The sequence below is a fragment of the Pseudomonas sp. ICMP 561 genome (assembly GCF_002699985.1).
GTDB classification, from domain to species: Bacteria; Pseudomonadota; Gammaproteobacteria; order Pseudomonadales; family Pseudomonadaceae; genus Aquipseudomonas; species Aquipseudomonas quasicaspiana.
Genome location: NZ_LKBT01000012.1, coordinates 363,422 through 383,252 on the forward strand (window position 1 = coordinate 363,422; position 19,831 = coordinate 383,252).

The 19,831-nt window shown below is 56.5% G+C and carries 16 protein-coding genes; 6 read left to right on the plus strand and 10 right to left on the minus strand.

Annotated elements, in window-relative coordinates; genetic code table 11:
- Window positions 1-207 precede the first annotated feature (207 nt).
- Both AO242_RS11960 and nudC read left to right on the plus strand, forming a co-directional pair.
- On the plus strand, window positions 208-1,020 hold the full coding sequence (locus tag AO242_RS11960; protein WP_099268823.1) for a crotonase/enoyl-CoA hydratase family protein: 813 nt from the start codon (window positions 208-210) through the stop codon (window positions 1,018-1,020).
- 45 nt (window positions 1,021-1,065) lie between these two features.
- Window positions 1,066-1,902, plus strand: a complete 837-nt coding sequence (nudC, locus tag AO242_RS11965) for an NAD(+) diphosphatase (RefSeq protein WP_027899109.1) — start codon at window positions 1,066-1,068, stop codon at window positions 1,900-1,902.
- Here the strand turns inward: nudC and AO242_RS11970 are convergent.
- The 5 genes from AO242_RS11970 to AO242_RS11990 form a co-directional block, all read right to left on the minus strand.
- A complete protein-coding gene (locus tag AO242_RS11970) occupies window positions 1,870-2,649 on the minus strand; it encodes a TSUP family transporter (protein WP_027899110.1) in 780 nt (259 codons plus the stop codon). The genes nudC and AO242_RS11970 overlap by 33 nt on opposite strands.
- A 263-nt stretch (window positions 2,650-2,912) precedes the next feature.
- Window positions 2,913-3,680 (minus strand): SDR family oxidoreductase, encoded by a 768-nt coding sequence (locus AO242_RS11975; protein ID WP_099268824.1) that lies wholly within the window; start codon window positions 3,678-3,680, stop codon window positions 2,913-2,915.
- Between the two features lie 37 nt (window positions 3,681-3,717).
- Window positions 3,718-4,785 (minus strand): phosphotransferase family protein, encoded by a 1,068-nt coding sequence (locus tag AO242_RS11980; protein ID WP_099268825.1) that lies wholly within the window; start codon window positions 4,783-4,785, stop codon window positions 3,718-3,720.
- Window positions 4,786-5,147: 362 nt separating this feature from the next.
- On the minus strand, window positions 5,148-5,462 hold the full coding sequence (locus AO242_RS11985) for an SCP2 sterol-binding domain-containing protein (RefSeq protein ID WP_027899113.1): 315 nt from the start codon (window positions 5,460-5,462) through the stop codon (window positions 5,148-5,150).
- 43 nt (window positions 5,463-5,505) lie between these two features.
- Window positions 5,506-6,213, minus strand: a complete 708-nt coding sequence (locus tag AO242_RS11990) for a histidine phosphatase family protein (RefSeq protein WP_099268826.1) — start codon at window positions 6,211-6,213, stop codon at window positions 5,506-5,508.
- Between the two features lie 192 nt (window positions 6,214-6,405).
- Here AO242_RS11990 and sohB point away from each other — a divergent pair, with 192 nt between their 5' ends.
- Both sohB and AO242_RS12000 read left to right on the plus strand, forming a co-directional pair.
- Window positions 6,406-7,428 carry a protease SohB gene (gene sohB, locus AO242_RS11995; protein ID WP_027899115.1) on the plus strand — a complete coding sequence of 341 codons (1,023 nt, stop codon included), beginning with the start codon at window positions 6,406-6,408 and terminating at the stop codon, window positions 7,426-7,428.
- 140 nt (window positions 7,429-7,568) lie between these two features.
- Window positions 7,569-11,186, plus strand: coding sequence for an NEL-type E3 ubiquitin ligase domain-containing protein (locus tag AO242_RS12000; protein ID WP_099268827.1), 3,618 nt, complete (start codon window positions 7,569-7,571; stop codon window positions 11,184-11,186).
- 308 nt (window positions 11,187-11,494) lie between these two features.
- On the opposite strand, the gene AO242_RS12005 is transcribed toward AO242_RS12000, so the two are convergent.
- Together AO242_RS12005 and AO242_RS12010 are read right to left on the minus strand one after the other, a co-directional pair.
- Complete coding sequence (locus tag AO242_RS12005) at window positions 11,495-11,989, minus strand: DUF934 domain-containing protein (RefSeq protein WP_027902228.1); 495 nt, start codon at window positions 11,987-11,989, stop codon at window positions 11,495-11,497.
- Window positions 11,973-13,631, minus strand: coding sequence for a nitrite/sulfite reductase (locus tag AO242_RS12010; protein WP_027902229.1), 1,659 nt, complete (start codon window positions 13,629-13,631; stop codon window positions 11,973-11,975). The genes AO242_RS12005 and AO242_RS12010 overlap by 17 nt, the downstream gene beginning before the upstream one ends.
- Before the next feature lie 496 nt (window positions 13,632-14,127).
- Here AO242_RS12010 and AO242_RS12015 point away from each other — a divergent pair, with 496 nt between their 5' ends.
- Window positions 14,128-15,270 carry an ABC transporter substrate-binding protein gene (locus AO242_RS12015; RefSeq protein ID WP_099268828.1) on the plus strand — a complete coding sequence of 381 codons (1,143 nt, stop codon included), beginning with the start codon at window positions 14,128-14,130 and terminating at the stop codon, window positions 15,268-15,270.
- On the opposite strand, the gene AO242_RS12020 is transcribed toward AO242_RS12015, so the two are convergent.
- The 3 genes from AO242_RS12020 to xthA all read right to left on the minus strand — a co-directional run bounded on the left by AO242_RS12020 (window position 15,223) and on the right by xthA (window position 18,077).
- The gene (locus AO242_RS12020) at window positions 15,223-15,399 is read right to left on the minus strand and encodes a DUF2970 domain-containing protein (protein ID WP_099268969.1); all 177 of its coding nucleotides are present in this window, start codon (window positions 15,397-15,399) and stop codon (window positions 15,223-15,225) included. The two genes, AO242_RS12015 and AO242_RS12020, sit on opposite strands and share 48 nt — an antisense overlap.
- Before the next feature lie 312 nt (window positions 15,400-15,711).
- Window positions 15,712-17,049 (minus strand): substrate-binding domain-containing protein, encoded by a 1,338-nt coding sequence (locus AO242_RS12025; protein ID WP_099268829.1) that lies wholly within the window; start codon window positions 17,047-17,049, stop codon window positions 15,712-15,714.
- Window positions 17,050-17,264: 215 nt separating this feature from the next.
- Complete coding sequence (gene xthA, locus AO242_RS12030; RefSeq protein ID WP_099268830.1) at window positions 17,265-18,077, minus strand: exodeoxyribonuclease III; 813 nt, start codon at window positions 18,075-18,077, stop codon at window positions 17,265-17,267.
- A gap of 1,041 nt (window positions 18,078-19,118) precedes the next feature.
- On the opposite strand from xthA, the gene AO242_RS12040 reads away from it, so the two are divergent.
- Window positions 19,119-19,769 (plus strand): GNAT family N-acetyltransferase, encoded by a 651-nt coding sequence (locus AO242_RS12040; RefSeq protein WP_099268831.1) that lies wholly within the window; start codon window positions 19,119-19,121, stop codon window positions 19,767-19,769.
- Window positions 19,770-19,831 lie beyond the last annotated feature (62 nt).

Sequence of the window (19,831 nt, forward strand, 5' to 3'; positions counted from 1 at the left end):
GCTCACTATCACTTACCTATTAACGGACCGCTGAGTGTCGGGAGCGTTCAGACTTTCGCACCGTGCAGCCCGCTTTCAGCGGGGTTTCGGGACGGATATCCAGCGTATGGCACAACTGCCGCCTTATCGCGTAACGGCCAGTGTTGATATAGTCTTTGGCTGAATCGAGTCGTGGCTAGAACAAGAAAAATCAAGAGAGGAACCTCCGTGTCTGACTACCAATCCTTTGTCGTAAAGCTTAGTGATCACATCGCCCACGTGCAGATCAATCGACCGGAAAAGGTCAACGCCATGGACGCTGCATTCTGGTCTGAAATCATTGAAATTTTCCAGGGGATTGATGAGAACGATGAAGTTCGCGTCGTGGTGCTGAGCGGGGCGGGCAAGCACTTTTCTTCTGGCATCGATCTGACACTGCTGGCTTCGGTCGCCAACGAGCTGGGTAAGGACGCCGGGCGTAATGCCCGGACGTTGCGACGCAAGATTCAGCAGTTGCAAGCCTCGTTCACTGCGGTCGACCAGTGTCGCAAGCCGGTACTTGCAGCCATTCAGGGTTATTGCCTCGGTGGTGCCATTGACCTCGTGTCAGCGTGCGACATGCGCTATTGCGCCGAGGACGCGAAGTTTGCGATTCGGGAGATCGATATGGGCATGGCTGCGGATGTCGGCACCTTGCAACGCCTGCCACGCATCATCGGGGACGGTATCATGCGCGAACTGGCTTACACTGGGCGGACTGTAGAAGCCGCGGAAGCTCGCGAAATTGGCCTGGTCAACCGCGTTTTCGCCGACAGCGCCAAGCTGCTTGAAGGTGTTCTGGGCATCGCTGCGCAAATCGCTTCCAAGTCGCCAATTGCTATTACTGGAACCAAGGAAATGATCAGCTACATGCGTGATCACCGTGTCGATGACGGGCTTGAGCACGTTGCCATCTGGAACGCAGCCATGCTGCAATCGGCGGACTTGAATACGGCCATGGTTGCGCAGATGAGCAAGCAGAAGCCTGTCTTCGACAACTAGAGCAAAAATAGCGCGAGAATCAGATCAACTCATCAGGGAGTTCTTATGTCAGTCCCCAGTCGCTGGACCACCGCTGTACTGGATGTTCAGACTCCGGGCGGTTGGGCTGTTGTGCACAGCGAGCAAGGTTTCCTGCTGGATGGTAACGGGGCAATGTTTCCTCGTGAGTGGCTCAAGCAACAGGCGCTGCCCCTCATCAGTGAGCACGGTATTGGCCATTTTGATGGCGAGCCGGTGTATCTATACGTTCTGAAAGACCCCGTCGAAGTCGAAGGCTGCACTTGGCAAGGGTTGCGTCAGTTCATGTTGTCCGGTGATTACGACGTCTTCCAGCAGCTGGGTTACGCCGCCCAGATCAGCACCTGGGCACGGGAGCATCGATTCTGCGGCAGTTGCGGACGTCCCACCGTGCAGGTGGCGGGGGAGCGTGCCATGTATTGCGAGCATGACAACCTGCGTTTCTATCCGCGCATCTCGCCGAGCATGATCGTGCTGATTACCCGGGGCGATGAAGTGCTGTTGGCGCGGTCGCCACGCTTCGTGACCGGGGTTTACAGCACCTTGGCCGGGTTTGTTGAGCCGGGTGAATCCGCCGAAGACTGCGTGCGCCGGGAAGTCATGGAAGAGGTGCAGGTCAAGGTGAAAAACATTCGCTACGTGGGCAGTCAGTGCTGGCCGTTCCCGCATTCCATGATGCTGGGCTTCCATGCCGAATACGACAGTGGCGAAATTGTGCCCCAGCCGGACGAAATCGAAGACGCACGCTGGTTCAATATCAATGACCTACCGCCATTGCCTGCCAGCCGCTCGATTGCCCGGCATCTGATCGAACTGTATCTGGCGCAGCGCTCAGGCGCCCCCGAACCAGTGCTGCCAGGCTAGGCGGGCGGTCAGGCAAAGCACGACCGTGATGAACACCGGGCGAATGAATTTCGCCCCGCCTTTGATGGCGCTACGGGCGCCAAGCGCGGCCCCCAGCATCACTGCGATACCCATGCTCAGGCCGATCAGCCAGTCCACCTGACCGGAAAAGATAAACACCGACAGCGCGGCCGCGTTACTGACGAAATTCATACTGCGTGCCACGCCACTGGCCTTGACCAGATCAAGCGGGTAGATCAGCAGTGAGCTGACCGTCCAGAAGGCACCCGTTCCCGGACCAGCAACACCGTCGTAAAAACCCAGCCCCAGGCCTTGAGGCAACTGCCATTTTTTCTTGATGGGCGCATCGCTGTTCAACGGCGCCTTGGGCGTGCCACCGAACAGCAGGTAGAGCCCGCAACCGAAAACAATCACCGGCAGCATCTGGTTGATCCATTCACCGGGCAGGTACTGAGCGATCGCTGCACCGATCAGTGCGCCGACAGCGGTCCCGATCAGGGCACGGGTCCATTGCCGAGGATGAAACAGCTTGCGCCGGTAGAAGGTGAAACTCGCAGTCGCCGAGCCGAAGGTCGAACTGAGTTTATTAGTGCCCAGCACCAGATGCGGTGGCAGGCCCGCTGTCATCAGCGCCGGGGTGGTCAGCAAGCCGCCGCCTCCGGCAATGGCATCAATGAAACCGGCAACAAAGGCAACGACAACCAGCACCGCGAGGGTGCCCGGTTCGACACTCAGTTCAAAAGGCATGGGAAGGGCTTACTTGGCAGTCGGGCAGAAAAGGCTGCCCGGAAGCGGCGTATGTTACTGCAGGTAGTGGCGCAGTTGGAAAGCTGACGTTGATGGAAATCCAGCTTTGCCCGTAAATCTTCTGGTGCGGTGCATCGGGGCGTCCGACGTAGGAGCGGCTTCAGCCGCGAGAGGGCCGGTACATTCAACGCACTTCCTGCGTCAGCGGTCACGCCCTCCCGGCTAAAGCCGGTCCTACGATTGCGCAGAACCTGCGGGAGCTGTCAGGAAAGAAACCCGCCATCCACATTCAGCGCCACACCTGTGGTGTAACTGGACGCCGCGCTTGCCAGATACAGCACGGCACCGGCCATTTCAGAAGGGTCTGCCACTCGCTTGAGCGGGATCTGCTGCAGGGCGGTCTTGAGTATCGCGTCGTTCTTGACCAGTGCCGAGGCGAACTTAGTGTCGGTCAGGCCGGGCAGCAGGGCGTTGCAGCGAATGCCAAAAGGCGCGCATTCCTTGGCGAACACCTTGGTCATGTTGATCACCGCCGCTTTGGTGACTGAATAGATACCCTGGAAAACCCCTGGAGAAACGCCGTTGATCGAAGCCACGTTGATGATGCTGCCACCCCCGTTGTCGCGCATTAATTTGCCAGCTTCGACCGACATGAAGAAATAGCCCCGGATATTCACATCCACGGTCTTCTGAAATGCGCCCAGGTCAGTGTCCAGCACGTTGCAGAATTGCGGATTGGTGGCCGCGTTGTTGACCAGAATATCCAGCCGCCCGAATTGCTCACGAATCTGCGCGAACACCGCGGTGATCTGTTCCATCTCACCAATATGGCAAGCCATTGCCGTCGCCTGACCGCCATCGGCGATGATGGCGTCTGCCACGTGCTGACAGCCGTCGATCTTGCGGCTGCTGACAATCACATGTGCGCCTTGCCGTGCGAGCAATCTGGCGATGGCCTCGCCAATGCCGCGGCTGGCTCCTGAGACGAAGGCGATCTTGCCGTCTAGGTCGAACAGTTCGGTTCTGGACATATTATTTTCCTTGTCGGGTCGCAGTGTCGGGTTGCAGTCAGAGAGTAGATTTGCCAATCACCTGCAGGCTCATGTGCTCAAGCAGCTTGTTCATATGAATGAACTGCGCAAAGCGCTTGTCCTGTGTCTGGCCGTGGAAAAAACGATAGTAGATTTGCTGCACGATCCCGGCGAGACGGAACAATCCGTAGGTGTAGTAGAAATCGAAATTATCGATGCGGATGCCGGAACGTTCGGCGTAATAGTCGACGAATTGCTGTCGGGTGAGCATCCCCTGCGCGTGGCTGGGCTGACGCCGCATCAACTGCACCGGGGCCGGGTCGTCGGCCTGAATCCAGTAAGCCAGCGTGTTGCCCAGATCCATCAGCGGATCGCCAAGAGTGGTCATTTCCCAGTCCAGTACGCCAATGATCTGCATCGGGTTGGCGGGGTCGAGCAGCACGTTGTCGAAGCGATAGTCGTTGTGGACGATGGCGGGTAAAGGGTGGTCAGCAGGCATTTTATCCGAGAGCCATGCCTTGACCTGCGTCCACTCGGGCGCATCCGGAGTGCGGGCGTTGTCATAGCGATCCGTCCAGCCGCGAATCTGGCGCTCCACGTAGCCCTCGGGCTTGCCCAGGTCCCCCAGGCCGCAGGCTTGATAATCCACGCGGTGCAATTCCACCAGGCGGTCAACGAAGCTCTTGCACAGGGTTTGGGTCTGGCTGGCATCCAGGTTCAGATCCGCTGGCAAGTCCGAACGCAGAATGATGCCTTTAATTCGCTCCATTACATAGAATTCGGAACCGATCACTGACTCATCCACGCAGTGCAGATAAGCTTTCGGGCAGTATGGAAAGGCATCCTTGAGCTGGTTGATGATGCGGAATTCCCGCCCCATGTCATGGGCCGACCGGGCTTTGTGGCCGAAGGGCGGGCGTCGCAGTACGAACTCCTGATCAGGGTACTGCAGCAGATACGTCAGGTTAGACGCGCCACCGGGAAACTGGCTGATGTGCGGTATCCCTTCAAGGCCGGGAATCTGCGCTTTCAGGTACGGGTCTATGAGCGCGGCATCCAGCTCTTCGCCTGCACGGATCTCTGTGGACTGGTCAGTAAGCGCCATGCTTATCCCTTCTGCTTATTATGGTGCGCGTAGATCATTGACTAATCGAATGTAGCTAACAATGTTCAAACTGTCTTATTGGCCGCCGTGTTGCCGGTTGATCATCGGTTTTGATGGAATTGATACTGTAGAAATAGCCTTGATATCCCTGACCCCACGCCATCACGCAGCAAACGGGTGACCTGTAGGAGCTGCCGAAGGCTGCGATCGCGATGTATCAGGAGAAATGCTTCGCAGCCTTCGGCAGCTCCTACAGAAAATAATTAAAATCAGGTAGTTGTATTTTTATAGAAAACCAGAAAAAACAGCCAAAAAAAACCGAAGCACGCAGGCTTCGGTTTTTCATGTTCAGGGCGCTGCAATCAGGCCGGGAACAATTCGCTGAGCTTCATCGCCAGCATCATGTCGCCTTCAGCGCGCAGCTTGCCGCCCATGAACGCCTGCATGCCGTCGGTCTCGCCGCTGACAATACCTTCCAGCGTTTCGCCGTCCATCACCAGCGTGACCTGCGCATCAGGGTTTTCGCCTTCCTGCAGCTCGCAAGTGCTGTCTTTGACGATCAGCGAGAAATGTTTGTCTTCATCGATACGGAAGCCGAAAACCAGGTCCAGGCCAGCGGCGGCACTTGGGTTGAACTTGGCTTTCATGGCTTGAACGGCGTCGGCTACGGAGGTCATGGTTCGGTCCTTTCTAGTGGTTGTTCTGCAAGGTTTGCCTGGATCACCGATAAGTGATGAGTTCCGGCGTATTGATTAGTTGCAAGTGTGCAAAATTGTTGAAGCCTGCCAGGGCAACCTCGTGACCACGAAATTTGAGGTGGCTGAACGAGGTGTTGACGATGTGCCAGTTGAGCTGGAAAGCCTGCTCGGCCGGCATTTGAGTAATCAGGTGGAGCAGGGCGGTAATGGTGCCGCCCGAGGTGAACACGGCAATATGTTCGCCGCGTTCAGCCCGCTCAAGTATTCGACGTAATCCAGCCTGAACCTGAGCAACAAATGCCTGCCAGCTCTGCAAGCCTTCATCGTCGTGGCTACCGCTGAGCCAGCGAGAGACGATCATTGAAAACAGGCGCTGAAACTCGGCACGGTGTTGAGCGGCATTACGCATCACATGCAACGCTTCGGGTTCGTTTTCAAGAGTGGGTAGCAGGGCGCGGATGACGGATTCAGCATCGAATTCATTGAACGCTGGATCGATTTCCAGTTTCGGGGCTTTCAGCCCGGCAGCATCAAGTTGACCCAGCGTCAGTTCGGCAGTGTGCTGCTGACGGCGCAAGCTGCCAGTGATACAGCGATCAAACCTGAAGTTGGTCCGGGCGATATGTGCACCGAGTAATTCTGACTGACGAATGCCGATCGGCGACAGCACGTCGTAATCGTCGGCACCAAAGGATGCCTGTCCATGTCGTATCAGATAGATGCTGCCCACGTCCGTTTCCCGGTACGTTGAAGTGTTTGCGAGGTTATGAGGATGCCTAAGGCGTGTCAATAAAAAAACATACGCTTGTTTGAATGGCCATTATGAAACGATTGGCGGCTGGTCGCCATCTGGTCGCACCGGTATGCTTGATCCATCCGCGACCCTTGAATGGTAAGGGCGCAATCCAAGTGAGGAGTCTCTGTGGAGTTTTTAGCCGATTACGCCAGCTTCCTGGCCAAAACGGTCACCCTGGTTGTCGCTATCGTCATTGTGCTGGTGGCTATTGCTTCTATGCGCGGCAAAGGTCGCCGTCGGTCAGCCGGGCAGTTGCAAGTCACCAAACTCAACGATTTTTACAAAGCCCTGCGTGAGCGTCTTGAGCAATCCTTGCTGGACAAGGATCGTCTCAAGGCGCTGCGTAAAGAGCAGGCCAAAAGTCTCAAGAAAGACAAGAAGCAGGCCGAGCCCAAGTCCCGCGTCTACGTGCTGGACTTCGATGGCGATATCAAGGCTTCTGCCACTGAAAGCCTGCGTCACGAGATTACAGCGCTGTTGACCCTGGCCACCGACAAGGACGAAGTGGTTCTGCGCCTGGAAAGCGGCGGTGGCATGGTTCACAGCTATGGCCTGGCCTCTTCGCAACTGGCCCGCATTCGTCAGGCCGGTATCCCGCTGACCATTTGTATCGACAAAGTGGCAGCCAGCGGTGGTTACATGATGGCGTGCATCGGAGACAAGATCATCAGCGCGCCTTTCGCCATTCTGGGTTCGATTGGCGTTGTCGCGCAGTTGCCTAACGTCAATCGTCTACTCAAAAAACATGACATCGACTTCGAAGTGCTGACCGCTGGTGAGTACAAGCGCACCTTGACTGTGTTTGGCGAAAACACCGAAAAAGGCCGTGAGAAATTTCAACAGGATCTGGACATCACCCACGACCTGTTCAAAAACTTCGTTGCCAATTACCGTCCGCAACTGGCCATTGATGAAGTGGCCACCGGCGAGGTATGGCTGGGCGTTGCAGCACTCGATAAGCAGTTGGTCGATGAGCTCAAGACCAGCGACGAGTACATCGGTGAGCGCGCCAAGACCGCTGAAGTGTTCCACTTGCATTATGTGCAGCGTAAAAGCCTGCAAGAGCGCATGGGCATGGCTGCGGCCGGTTCAGTGGACCGACTCCTGCTGGGCTGGTGGAGTCGTCTGACTCAGCAGCGCTTCTGGTAAAACCTTCGAGCGCCGCCTGCAATTGCAGGCGGCGCTTTTTATTGTCTCGAATAAATCAACGCGCGGTATTTATACAGGCCACTCTGCAGCGCTACATCGACAAGACTGGCAGTCTCTTTGCAATAAGGAAATTGCCCAAAATGCCGACACCTGTCGATTACCTAGCCAACAACCCGATACTGGACACCTTCGTCACCGATCATGGGGCTGTCATCAAAGGCCCGGCGAGCTTTGCCCGGGAGCTGATCAAGGCTCACGCCACTCGATTCTGGGCGATGGACATTGATCCGGACGCCATTTGCCTGACAACACTTCGTTTCAACTCGCCGCCCGCTACCGCTCCTTACCCTGCAGTTGTGCAGAAGTCGCTGACGCTGACTGAGGCGCTGCTAAGTCATATACAGCGTCGTTCAGGTTTGTTCAGGTTACTGGATGCCGTCCAGACCTGGAGGCCTGGCGGCATTGCCTTGAAACGAGTCGAGACTCTGCTACCGAATTTCACGGTGCGCACTTATGAAGGTCTTTACAAACGAACCACGCCACAGCGCTATGACGCTTCAACTCACCTCAGTATCAGCCCTGACCAGTTCAAGCAGTTCGTCAAAGAAACGGACCTGCGCACCCTCTACAGCCATTACATCGAGCAGTTGCTCTCGGCCCATGCTCAGTCTTTTCCGGTCCTGGCTAAAGCAGCCTTTATCAAAGCCGCTTTCCTGCAGGTGCGTGAAAAAACATTGAGCGAGGTTGACTGGCAACTGGCACTTGAGTCCGCGGGCTTTACGGCAGCACAGCGTTGGGAAACGCTCACCCCGGCCAAGCTTGCCGAGCAGTTTCGAGTAGCAAGTCATATTGTCGTTTCACCGTTGAAAGTCCATCACTACACCGCTACCGACATCCTGCTGATCAAGAACAAACGCAGTCACCGCACGCTGCTGTATATCCCTGGAAATTCATCGCCCCTGCAGGGTTTTGAAAATGAAAGCAAACTCTCGTATTGGCTGGCGACCCAATGCCGCGAACCCGCCAAGCGTCTGGCCCTGGCGGCGCATTTTCAAGAGCGGGACGACAGCGACGGGTTGTTCCTGAGTGGTTTGTATACGGCCCTGGAGGGTGTTGCTGCCTATCCGCACTGGCTTAACAGAGCGACCGGCAGCTGGCCGCCGCACCAATATGTGCATGCGGGCAAACAGATTGTCGGCGATCCCTTTGACGCCGTGCGTGACAGTTTGCAAGCGCGCTTGAGGGCTGACGCCAGGTCGGTTATCCATACCCGAAGCGACGCGCATCTGGAGGGATTGGCCGAAGGCCTGACGCGCAGTCTGGTGTTTACAGGGTTGATCGCGCTGATGGTGCCTGAGGCTGTGCCGTTCATTATCGGTCTTTCCACCACGTTGATCGGCGTGGGAGCGGTTCAGGCACATCAGGGCAAAACCTTTGAAGAGCGCAAACGAGCAGCGCAGCGCATCGAATTTGGCGTCTTCAATGCGCTGCCATTGGCCGCGGAAGGCTTTGTCAAAGTCGCTGTCGATTTGTCCGATGCAACATCAACCATTGAGCCGCTGACTGTTGTCGATGAGACAGAGTCATTCGCCGGGCAAAGCGCAGTGCCTGGGAGCGGGCCGCGTCTGCGCTTCGAAATGGCGCCTCCCAATCTGCGATCACTGGATTCCGGCCTGCGTCAGTCCTTGAAATCATTCGAGGCACCGCCCGCGTCATTGCTGGGCGAGCCGACTGTGCATGGGCCCAATGGCATGCTGGATATCCACTATGCAGATGGGCATTACTTCGTGGCGATTCATGACAAGGCTTACGAAGTTTGCTGGGAGCAGTCTGCGCGTCAGTGGCGTATTACTGCTCCGGATGGAACGGGCAGGGTTGGCCCTTTCATCAAGCAGCTGGACACCGATCAGTGGGACATTGATCTCGGTGGCCTTAAAGGTGGAATGGACGACAGCGCAGTCTCTGGCGCCAGTTCGGGCATGCCTCAGGCTTCATTGCACCAACAGGTCAAGGCGCTTTATCCCGGCTTCACCTCGCAGCAGACCGCTGAGTTTATTGGCGGCCTACGCGCCAGCGGTACTTCAATCGAGATACAGCTGGCCCGACTGTCGATGGACTTTCAGGCGCTGGACCGCAGCCTTGAGCGCTGGGTCAACGGCCCGGTGGGCTGGCGACCGGTGACTGAAACCCATTCGATACCAGTATCCAGCATGTCCCGGCGCAATGCGGCTGACATCATCAAGCGCTGCTGGCAGCGCCAAACACCGGTCACGGGTGTTGCTGCCCGGCATCTCGATGGCTATATGATCGACCTGTCTGGTCTGGTGATTGGCGATCTGCCTTATCTGCCCGGCGACTTCAGCCATGTCACGGCTATTAACGTTTCGCGCACTTATATGTCGCAACAGTCGGTGAGCGCTCTGGTCGCTAAATGCCCCGGACTGAGCTGGCTGAATGCCGAAAACAACTTCCTGTCAGTAATACCCGCAGGTATTCGCAATCTGCGACACCTGACTCGTCTGACTCTTGCCAACAACCGCATCGTGCTCACTGCCGACATGGTGCAAACGCTCAGGCGTCTGCCTAACCTGCGGTTGCTCAACCTTGAACGAAATCCCATAGGGCCGCTGCTTGATGTCCGGGGCATGCCGCAACTGCTCAATCTTTTTCTGCGCGGGACCGGCCTTGTGGACGCTCCGGTCGGCGTGTTTGATATTCCCGGTCTGGTGGCACTGGACCTGCGCGGCAATCAGATTACGACGCTGCCTGAGTCCTTCTTCGAAATGCCCGGCGCTGCCGATCACACGCTGCTGGACGGCAATCCTCTTTCCATTGGCACCCGAATCCGTATCGGTACGGTTGGCGGCCCGATGGTTTTTACTGAAGTGGCCGACAACGTAGAGTTCTGGCTGGCTCAGACGCCGGCGATGGAGCGTGTGCATCGGCGAGCCATATGGAGTCTGTTCTGGAGCGAGATGCATGCCGATGACTTCTTTGAAATTATCTCGCGCTTGCAGGGCTCGGCAGATTTCAGCTTGAGTCGTGCAGCCGTCACGCAAAGGGTCTGGGATCTTCTGGAGGCGGGCGCCGAAGATGACCTTTTGCGCTCCAGACTGATCGCGATGGCGGCGTTCCCTGAAACCTGCGTCGATGGTGCGGCCGTGATTTTCAGCAACATGGAACTGGAGGTCCTTGTCAGTCGCGCCCGCTCATTGGCAACTGGCGGGAGAGAAGGTCCGCAATTGCTGAAGCTGTTACGGGGGCTGTTTCGTCTTGAAGAAGTCGATGGTCTTGCGCGCCTGGATGCCGCCGCACGTGTCGGCTTCACCGAGGAGGTTGAAGTGCAGTTGGCTTATCGTGTCGGCCTTGCCAGTCGCCTGGAGTTACCGATCAACTCCCGCACCATGCAGTTTTCCACCTCCGCGGACGTTACCGATGATGCGCTGAACAGGGCTGAGCAATCCGTGTTGAGCCGTGAAACGCCCGAGGAACTGACTGCCTTTGCCATAAGACGTGATTTCTGGATTGATCACTTGAAACGCCAGTACGCCGCTGAGTTTGCAGCCTGTCAGCGGGCCACTGCATTGCGTATGGAGGCCCTTGATGATCTACAGAGCGAACGCCCCATGTCGGACGCGGATTACAAAGATGAGGCGGACGCGATTATGAAACAGCGGCAGCGAGATGAAGAGGAGCTGATGACACAATTGACCCAGGCGGAGTGGGTGGGAGGAGGTCTTGTAGCCAATGGGGTGTGACGACGCGGGACTGTCTTTAGCCGGGAAGGGGCCCATACAGTCGCTGAATTGGTGTCGTCAAAAAGGTATCTTTCCCAAACAAAATGCAATCACCTGACCTGGAATGCTTTTCTGTAGGAGCTGACGAGCAATGCGAGGCTGCGATGGCGTCCTGCCTGAGACACCGCCATCGCGGCCTCGCGGTGCTCGTGCGCTCCTACAGATCGTCGTGTCGGACATACCAGGCACTACAGCCCCCCCAATAATCAGCTGTATTAAAAAGCCCAGGCTGGAAATCCAGACCTGGGCTTGATCGTGCAACGAAAGACTTAACGTCTGCGGAACAACGGCAGTGGCTCGTCGGTTGCAGCCTGATACGTCACCGAAAAGTCCTTCAAGCCTTCGAGAGCTTCGTAGGGATCTTTGTCAGCGCGAATCGCGAATGCATCGAAGCCGCAGCGATGCAGGTAAAACAGTTGATCACGCAGTACGTCGCCGATAGCGCGCAGTTCACCCTTGTAGCCATAACGATCACGCAGCAGGCGGGCGTTGGAGTAGCTGCGTCCGTCGGTGAAGGCCGGGAAGTTCAGGGCGATGACCTGAAACTTGTCGACATCAGCACCGATTTCTTCAGCTTCTTCATCGCTGTCCAGCCAGACACCCAGGCCGCCGTCACGGGCAGCCAGGGCGTGACCGTGCTCGCGCCACAGCGAAAGCGGGACGATCAGGTCGTCACAATTGGACAACTCATCAAAAGACGTTTCCTTGGGCAGCAAGTGCCAGGTTTCATCGATGACTTCGTTATTCTTAATTATTCGCTGCATAGACGCGCTCCTTGAAAGGGTCGATGCCGATACGCTGGTAAGTGTCGATAAAGCGCTCGTCTTCGTTACGTTTTTCAACGTAAACGTCGATCAGCTTCTCGATCACGTCCGGCATGGCGTCCTGGGCGAAGGAAGGGCCGAGGATCTTGCCCAGACTGGCGTCACGACTCGCGCTGCCACCCAGGGAGACCTGATAGAACTCTTCGCCTTTCTTGTCCACGCCCAGAATGCCGATATGGCCGACATGGTGGTGACCGCATGCGTTCATGCAACCGGAAATGTTCAGGTCCAGCTCGCCGATGTCGAACAGGTAATCCAGGTCGTCGAAACGGCGCTGGATGGATTCGGCAATCGGGATCGACTTGGCGTTGGCCAGCGAGCAGAAATCGCCGCCAGGGCAGCAGATGATGTCGGTCAGCAAACCCACGTTAGGGGTGGCGAAGCCTTGCTCACGCAGTTCCTGCCACAACGTGAACAGTTGAGACTCCTCGACGTCGGCAAGAATAATATTCTGCTCGTGAGAGGTACGCAGTTGGCCAAAGCTGTAACGATCGGCCAGATCAGCGACGCCATCGAGTTGCTTGTCGGTCAGGTCGCCCGGTGCAACACCGGTAGGCTTGAGGGACAGGGTAACGGCGACATAGCCCGGCTTCTTGTGGGCCAGGGTGTTACGCGTGCGCCAGCGAGCAAAGCCAGGATGCTCCTGATCCAGTTTCGCCAGCTCTGCGCTGAAATCCTCCAGCGCTTTGTATTCAGGATCGACGAAGTGTTTGGAGACGCGATGCACTTCAGCTTCGGTCAATGTGGTCTGGCCGCCACGCAGGTGGGCCATTTCCGCCTCGACTTTCTCGGCGAAGACTTCCGGTGTCAGTGCCTTGACCAGAATCTTGATCCGCGCCTTGTACTTGTTGTCACGACGGCCGTAGCGGTTGTAAACCCGCAGGATCGCGTCGAGATAGCTCAACAGGTCCTGCCACGGCAGGAATTCGTTGATAAAGGCGCCAACGACGGGCGTACGGCCAAGACCACCGCCAACCAGAACACGGAAGCCAAGCTCGCCTGCTTCGTTACGAATCGGCTCCAGGCCAATATCGTGAACTTCGATGGCGGCGCGGTCACTGGTGGAGCCGTTGATCGCGATCTTGAACTTGCGCGGCAGATAGGCAAATTCCGGGTGGAACGTTGTCCATTGACGGACAATTTCACACCATGGTCGCGGGTCAACCAACTCGTCAGCCGCTACGCCGGCGAACTGATCAGTGGTGACGTTGCGCAGGCAGTTGCCGCTGGTCTGAATGGCGTGCATCTGCACCGTTGCCAGCTCAGCCAGGATATCGGGGATGTCCTCCAGCGCGGGCCAGTTGAACTGAACGTTCTGCCGTGTGCTGATGTGCGCGTAGCCCTTGTCATAATCGCGAGCGATTTTTGCCATCATCCGTGCCTGGCGTGAAGTCAGCTGGCCGTAAGGCACAGCCACGCGCAGCATTGGCGCAAAACGCTGGATATAGAGGCCATTTTGCAGGCGCAGCGGGCGAAACTCTTCTTCGCTGAGTTCTCCCGCGAGGTAGCGTCGGGTCTGATCACGGAACTGTTTTACACGGTCCTCGATGATCCGCTGGTCGTACTCGTCGTATACGTACATATAGGTCCTGTTCTCAGGCAATTACCACAGCAAATCTGCGCGCACGGCCGCGCACTCCTTACGGAGCCGGGGGAAGATACCAGTTTGCGGATATACGCAAAAGTGGCGTTTACATATATGCAAATAGCTAAAAGTGATAAGCATTCGGTCTGACGCCCTTAACCCTGCTTGTGGTAAGGGCATCCCTCGGCTTTACTAGGGTCGAGTCTGACCTGAAATGACCAAAGACTCATTGTTTGATCCGTGCTGCCACTAATAAAACAGACAAGAGGCAATGTGTATGAGCAATCACCCGAAAATGTCCAGAAAAGATAGCCATGTCGACGCCTGGGCTATCTTCTTCATTATTATCCTCGTTATGGGCGCGGCCTTATTCTGGGTCAGTCACTAATAATCGCCATCAGCTAAATTTCACGGTGCAGACAATCGGGTCGGCGGCCGATAGCTAGTCAAAGATCTTCAATTGATCTTTGACTACTTCTCAAGGCTTGTTGGTATGACCCGATTTTTCTGCGGCGTGCTCGCTATTGCTTTAGGTTGCTGGCTGAACTCAGCCAGCGCTGCTTCAGTGGTATTTCTAAGCCCCGGTCCGTCATCGGACGGCTATTGGTCGACTTACGCGCGCTTCATGCAGGCTGCGGCAACCCGGCTCGACATGAGCCTCACCGTGCGCTACAGCAATCGTGATACGCGAAAACTGGTTGAATTGGCGCGGGATGCCCTGCAGGGAGAGAGTCGTCCGGATTATTTGATGTTCTCGAACGAGCTCAATATCGCCCCTGAAATTCTTCGCTTGTCCCAAGGCAGCGATGTGAAGCTTTTTGCCGTAAACAACACGTTGACCGCTGACCAGTTGCGCATTCTTGGCGACCTGCCGCAACGCTATCCAAACTTTATCGGCAGCCTGGTCGGGGATGACGAGGAGGGCGGTTATCTGACGGCTAAACGCCTTATTGGCCTGCATGCGCCGTTAGCCGCAGGCGAAACGATAGAAATGCTCGCCTTCGCGGGTACCAACACCACACCGGTTTCCTTGAAGCGCGAGCAGGGCTTGCATCGTGCGCTGGCCGAGCACCCTGAAATCCGTCTGAGGCAGATCGTTTTGGGCGGATGGCGACGCGATCGGGCTTATGAGCAAGCGCTGATGCTGTTCAAGCGCTACCCGCATATCAGCCTGGTCTGGTCTGCGAATGATCAGATGGCATTCGGCGCTATGGATGCAGCCCGAGCTACCGGCCGGGAACCGGGCAAGAGTGTGCTGTTCAGTTCAATCAACTGGTCGCCGCAATCCCTGGACGCTTTACAGGATGGGCGTATCAGCGCTTTGGCCGGCGGGCACTTCATGCTGGGTGGGTTGGCGATGATTCTCCTGTATGATTACGACGCTGGTGATCTGGCGACTCGGAAAAGTATCGGTGTTCGCCTGGCCCTTGTCATGAAAGAAGTGCGTATCAGTGATTTGAAACAGATCCGTATCGACAGCAAACGCGATGATTACGGCGTTGATTTTCGTGCCTTGAGTCTGGAGGGCAAACCTGCTGGAACAGGTTATTCATTCTTGTCGAGTCAGCCCCCTCATTCGCCATTGTCTTCAGCTCAGGGCGAAGTAAAGGACCAGATGCACGGCCCCGAACAATAGCGCTGCAAAGAACAGGGTGAACAACAGCCCTATGACTGCAAAATGTATCGGTTTTCCGTGAGTAAAGTCCTGCTCCCGATTTTTCCCGCCATGCACACCGAATGCAGCGGCCAGGGCGCTGTGTAACATCTGCCAGAACGTGGGTGGCTTGCTGTCTTGAGGCTTTGAAGTCTCATCTTCGGATGGCAGGTTCACGGTGCCTCCTTTTCTTGCTTTTCTTGTATCTGGAGGATAGCCGAGCCGGGAGTCTTTAGGACGCCCCGTATGCTTCCGTAGGACCGGCTTTAGCCGGGAGGGCGTCCGGGCATTCGCTAAATCTCATTTACCAGTGACACTGCCCTCCCGGCTAAAGCCGGTCCTACAAGGTCAAAAGCGTTCGATCAAACTTGCAGGCGGACATAAACTTCCCATTGAGAACCGTGCAATTATAGGCGCTCCCTCTCAATCCACCCAGACCTCCACCCGCCGGTTCTTGATACGACCGTCATCCAGATCATTGGCGGCCACGGGCATTTCGTCACCGAAACCGACCACTTCCCGCAAGGTAATATTGCTCTTCATCAACTCCCGCCGAACCGCCATGCCGCGCAACCGGGAAAGCAGTTGCGCGCGCTGGGGATCGCTTTTGGCGTCGCCAAAGCCAACCAGGGTAACGCGCCGGTCGAGCTTGCCATGCTGCTTCAGATAATCCGCGACCCGCTGCACGTCCAGCAAAGCCTTGTTATCCAGTTTGGCGCTGCCTTGGGCAAAGCGGAAATTGACCGACAAACGCTCGGCTTCCCGGGTCAGTGTCTGGTATTCACTTGGCATTTGCGCCGTGGCCTGAACCTTGATGGTCTGCACCGTCTGCGCGACAAAGCCGTTTTGCGCGACGATCGCCTGACCTTCCGCGCTCTGGGCAAAATCGACCAGCGCAGTTGCCCAGGGCTGACGCGCTTCGGTCGGCAGATAAAGATACAGACGTCGAGACAACGGATAATCCTCGGTGGCAATCAGGCTCACCGTTGGCAACATCGGTCGCGACTCGCCGTCAGCCACTGCGACAGCCTTGGCGTGGCGAACATAAGGCAGGCCTATAAACCCGATACCGTTGCGATCCCCACTGACCTCGTCGGAGAGTTGTTCGCTGGACTCAAAGCGCTTCGCACCGGCAGCGAGTGTCTTGCCGTACTTGAGCAGAACCAGCTCCTTGAACGTCTCGAAGGTGCCTGATTGTTCGTCGCGAACATAAAGATGGATTTCCCCATCCTTGCCACCCAACGCCTGCCAGTTACGGATTTCCCCGGCGAACACGCGGGCTAGTTGCTCAGTGGTCAGTTCCCGTATGGGGTTGCCGGGGTGCAGGATGACCGCAACCCCATCAATGGCGATGACTTGCTCGGCGCCCGGGCTTTTCAGGTTGCCGATTTCTGCGAGATCCTGGATTTCTTTTTCCTTGATCGGTCGTGAAGACGCGGCAATGTCAGCTTTCCTGGCCTTCAGTGCGCTGAATCCGGTGCCGGAGCCATGAGCGGCAATCTCAACCTTGAGCGGCTTGCCATCAGCGCTCGTGCCTACGACCCGTAGTTCGTTAACCGAGGGGCCGGGTTCGGTACGCACGTCACGCAAGCCTTGTTTGCGCATGAGTCCTTCAACCAACGCAGGGCCCAGCTGCGCGTCGATGGTGTTTGAGCCATGAATGCGTAGCACAGGATCGTCGCGTGTGGATGAGGGGAGACTGGCTGTCGCGTCAAACGCCAAGAAGGCGAGGGCGGCCAGCAAAGACACAGCGCGCAGCATGTGCGGCACCTTAAATATCAGGGAAGTGCCGGGAGATTAAGTCGGATTGGTTACGGGAAGATGACAGTTGAATTTTGGGGCTGTGAGGACGCTTATCCTGTAGGACCGGCTTTAGCCGGGAGCACGCTGACGCATTCGCTGACTCTGTTCGCCAGGTATATCGCGCTCCCGGCTAAAGCCGGTCCTGCAGTGTAGTGTGGTCAATCAACCGGGAATCAGCTCAACTCGAGCCAGATCGGCGCATGGTCCGACGGCTTCTCCATGCCGCGCAGCTCATAGTCCACTCCGCCTGCCTTGATGCGAGGCTGCAGTCCATTGGACGCCATGATCAGGTCGATGCGCAGGCCGCGCTTGGGTTGATCCTCGAAACCGCGGCTACGGTAATCAAACCAGCTGAACTGGTCGATGACTTCTGGGTGCAAGTGGCGAAAGCTGTCCACCAGCCCCCAGTTTTTCAAGCGTGCCATCCATTCGCGTTCTTCAGGAAGAAAGCTGCATTTACCGGTTTTCAGCCAGCGCTTGGCGTTGTCCGGGCCAATGCCGATGTCGCTGTCTTCCGGAGAGATGTTCACGTCGCCCATGACAATCAGTGGTTGGTCGTTGCTGAAGCGGGTTTCCAGCAGTGTCTGAAGGTCGTTGTAGAAACGTTGTTTGGCGGGAAACTTGGTTGGATGATCGCGGCTTTCTCCCTGTGGGAAATAGCCATTCATGATGGTAATCGGCTGTCCGTTGTCGTCAGCGAATGTGCCCCAGATGAAACGTTTTTGCGATTCCTCATCATCTGTTTCGAAGCCTTTGTGCATCGCCAAAGGCATTTTGCGGGAGAGCAGTGCGACGCCGTAGTGGCCTTTCTGTCCATGGAAATGCACGTGATAGCCCAGCGCTTCGATGTCGGCCTGGGGGAATTGTTCATCCGAGACTTTGGTTTCCTGCAGGCCAATGACGTCGGGCTGGTGTTTTTCGATCAGTGCTGCCAACTGATGAGGGCGGGCGCGAAGCCCGTTGATGTTGAATGAAACGATTTTCATGGGCAGGCAGTCCTGGCAGATACAAAAAAAGCGATGCTAGCTGACATGGCGTTTCATCTCCAGTGGGAGGTGGGAACTCAGCGTGGAGTTCTACACATGTCTTTGGGTGTACATATCCGTTTCTGCGGTGAGGGCTGATATTGGTTGCGCTTTTACAGCGCCTCACTTTTGAACATCCGGAAGCCGGCCCAGACAAAAGTAAGCAAAACGCTCATGCCCCACCACTGGGTCCCTCGCTGTCGCTTGGTGTACCCGCCCGCAGATCCTGAACCGTGGGCCGCCGCAACGGGCCATTCATGGCCCAATGCGGCTAACCCGGCGTCCTGCCGGGTTGCCCACGCTTCAGAATCTGCGTTCGACCAGCGTGGTTTAACGGGGCGCCTCAGATCAAAATCAAAAGCGCGGCGGCCTGACAGCCGACCTGATTTGTGAACTTACCGATATTTTGTAGGAGCTGCCGAAGGCTGCGAAGCGATGTGTCAGGCAACGAATACATTGGCCGTGGTGACGTCTCGCGAACAAGTTCGCTCCTACCGGTCCGAGGCGATCCTGCCGTTTTCGCTCTGCTTTTGATCTGCTCTGCTTTTGATTTTGATCTTACGCGCCCCGTTAAACCACGCCGGCCGGAATTCGACATTGCTGCGTGGGACAAACCGGCAGGGATGCCGGTTTAGCCGCCTCAGGCCATGGATGGCCGGTGGCGGCGGCCCCACGCAGCAATGTCGGATTACGGGTATGCCGAGCGACAGCGAGGTACCCAGTGGTGGGGCAAGAGCCTTTTGGTTACTTTTGGCTGGGCCGGCTTCCGGAACCAAAAGTGACGCGCTGTAAAAGCGCAACCAATATCAGCCGTGACTCCGACAACGGATATGTACACAAACCACCATAGCTTCTAGCAAATACTTCCAAAAATGCCCAGGCACCTACGCACCAAAAGACATCCCAAAAGGATATTGGAACTGTGGCTGCGAGCCATGACTCGAACCCTTGTAGCAATGGAGCGCTGCCGTCCGAGCTGCGCCGTTAATGAGAGGTTGTTCCATGCCAGAATCGTCTGCCATCGTGGCTGAAGTGCGTCAGCTCGACAGCGGTTACTCGAGGGAAACCCGCTCTCTGCTTTACGAAGCCTATCGCCGCGAACCGAGTTTCGCCTACCTGCTCAACGCTGAACGCAGCGGGTTTGACCAGCGCGTACGCGCCACAGTCAAAGCATTGGTCAAACAGCACTTTCTTCAGCAACTGCCCGCGATCGGCCTGTTCATCAATGACCGACTGGTCGGTGCAGCGCTGATCGCACCTCCGCAGCGCCGCCTGGGTATTACCGAAAGCTGGGCGTGGCGCCTGCGCATGGTGCTCAGCGCCGGCTTCAACTGCACGCGCCGTTACCTGGAATACTACAACGCAGTCCTGGCGTGCCTGCCTTCAGAGTCCGTGCATGTATTACCTCTGCTCGGAATTCATCCAGAATTTCAAAGTGAACAGCTTGGTGAGCAACTGTTGCAGGCTGTACATAATTGGTGCGCCGAAGATGAAAACTCCCAGGGCATCGTCCTCGATACGGGAAATGCGCGATATCTTGAGTTCTTTAAGCGACAGGGTTACGAGGAAATCGGTGAAGTGGCTGTAGGACCCGTCCGCGAACACGTATTTTTCCACCCAAATCCGCAGGTTTCACTGCAAGCCACGGCATAAAGGCATGAAATTTCAACTGCTTGGCGTGTTCCAGTGATAGCCGTTGCCCGTGTTAGCATTCG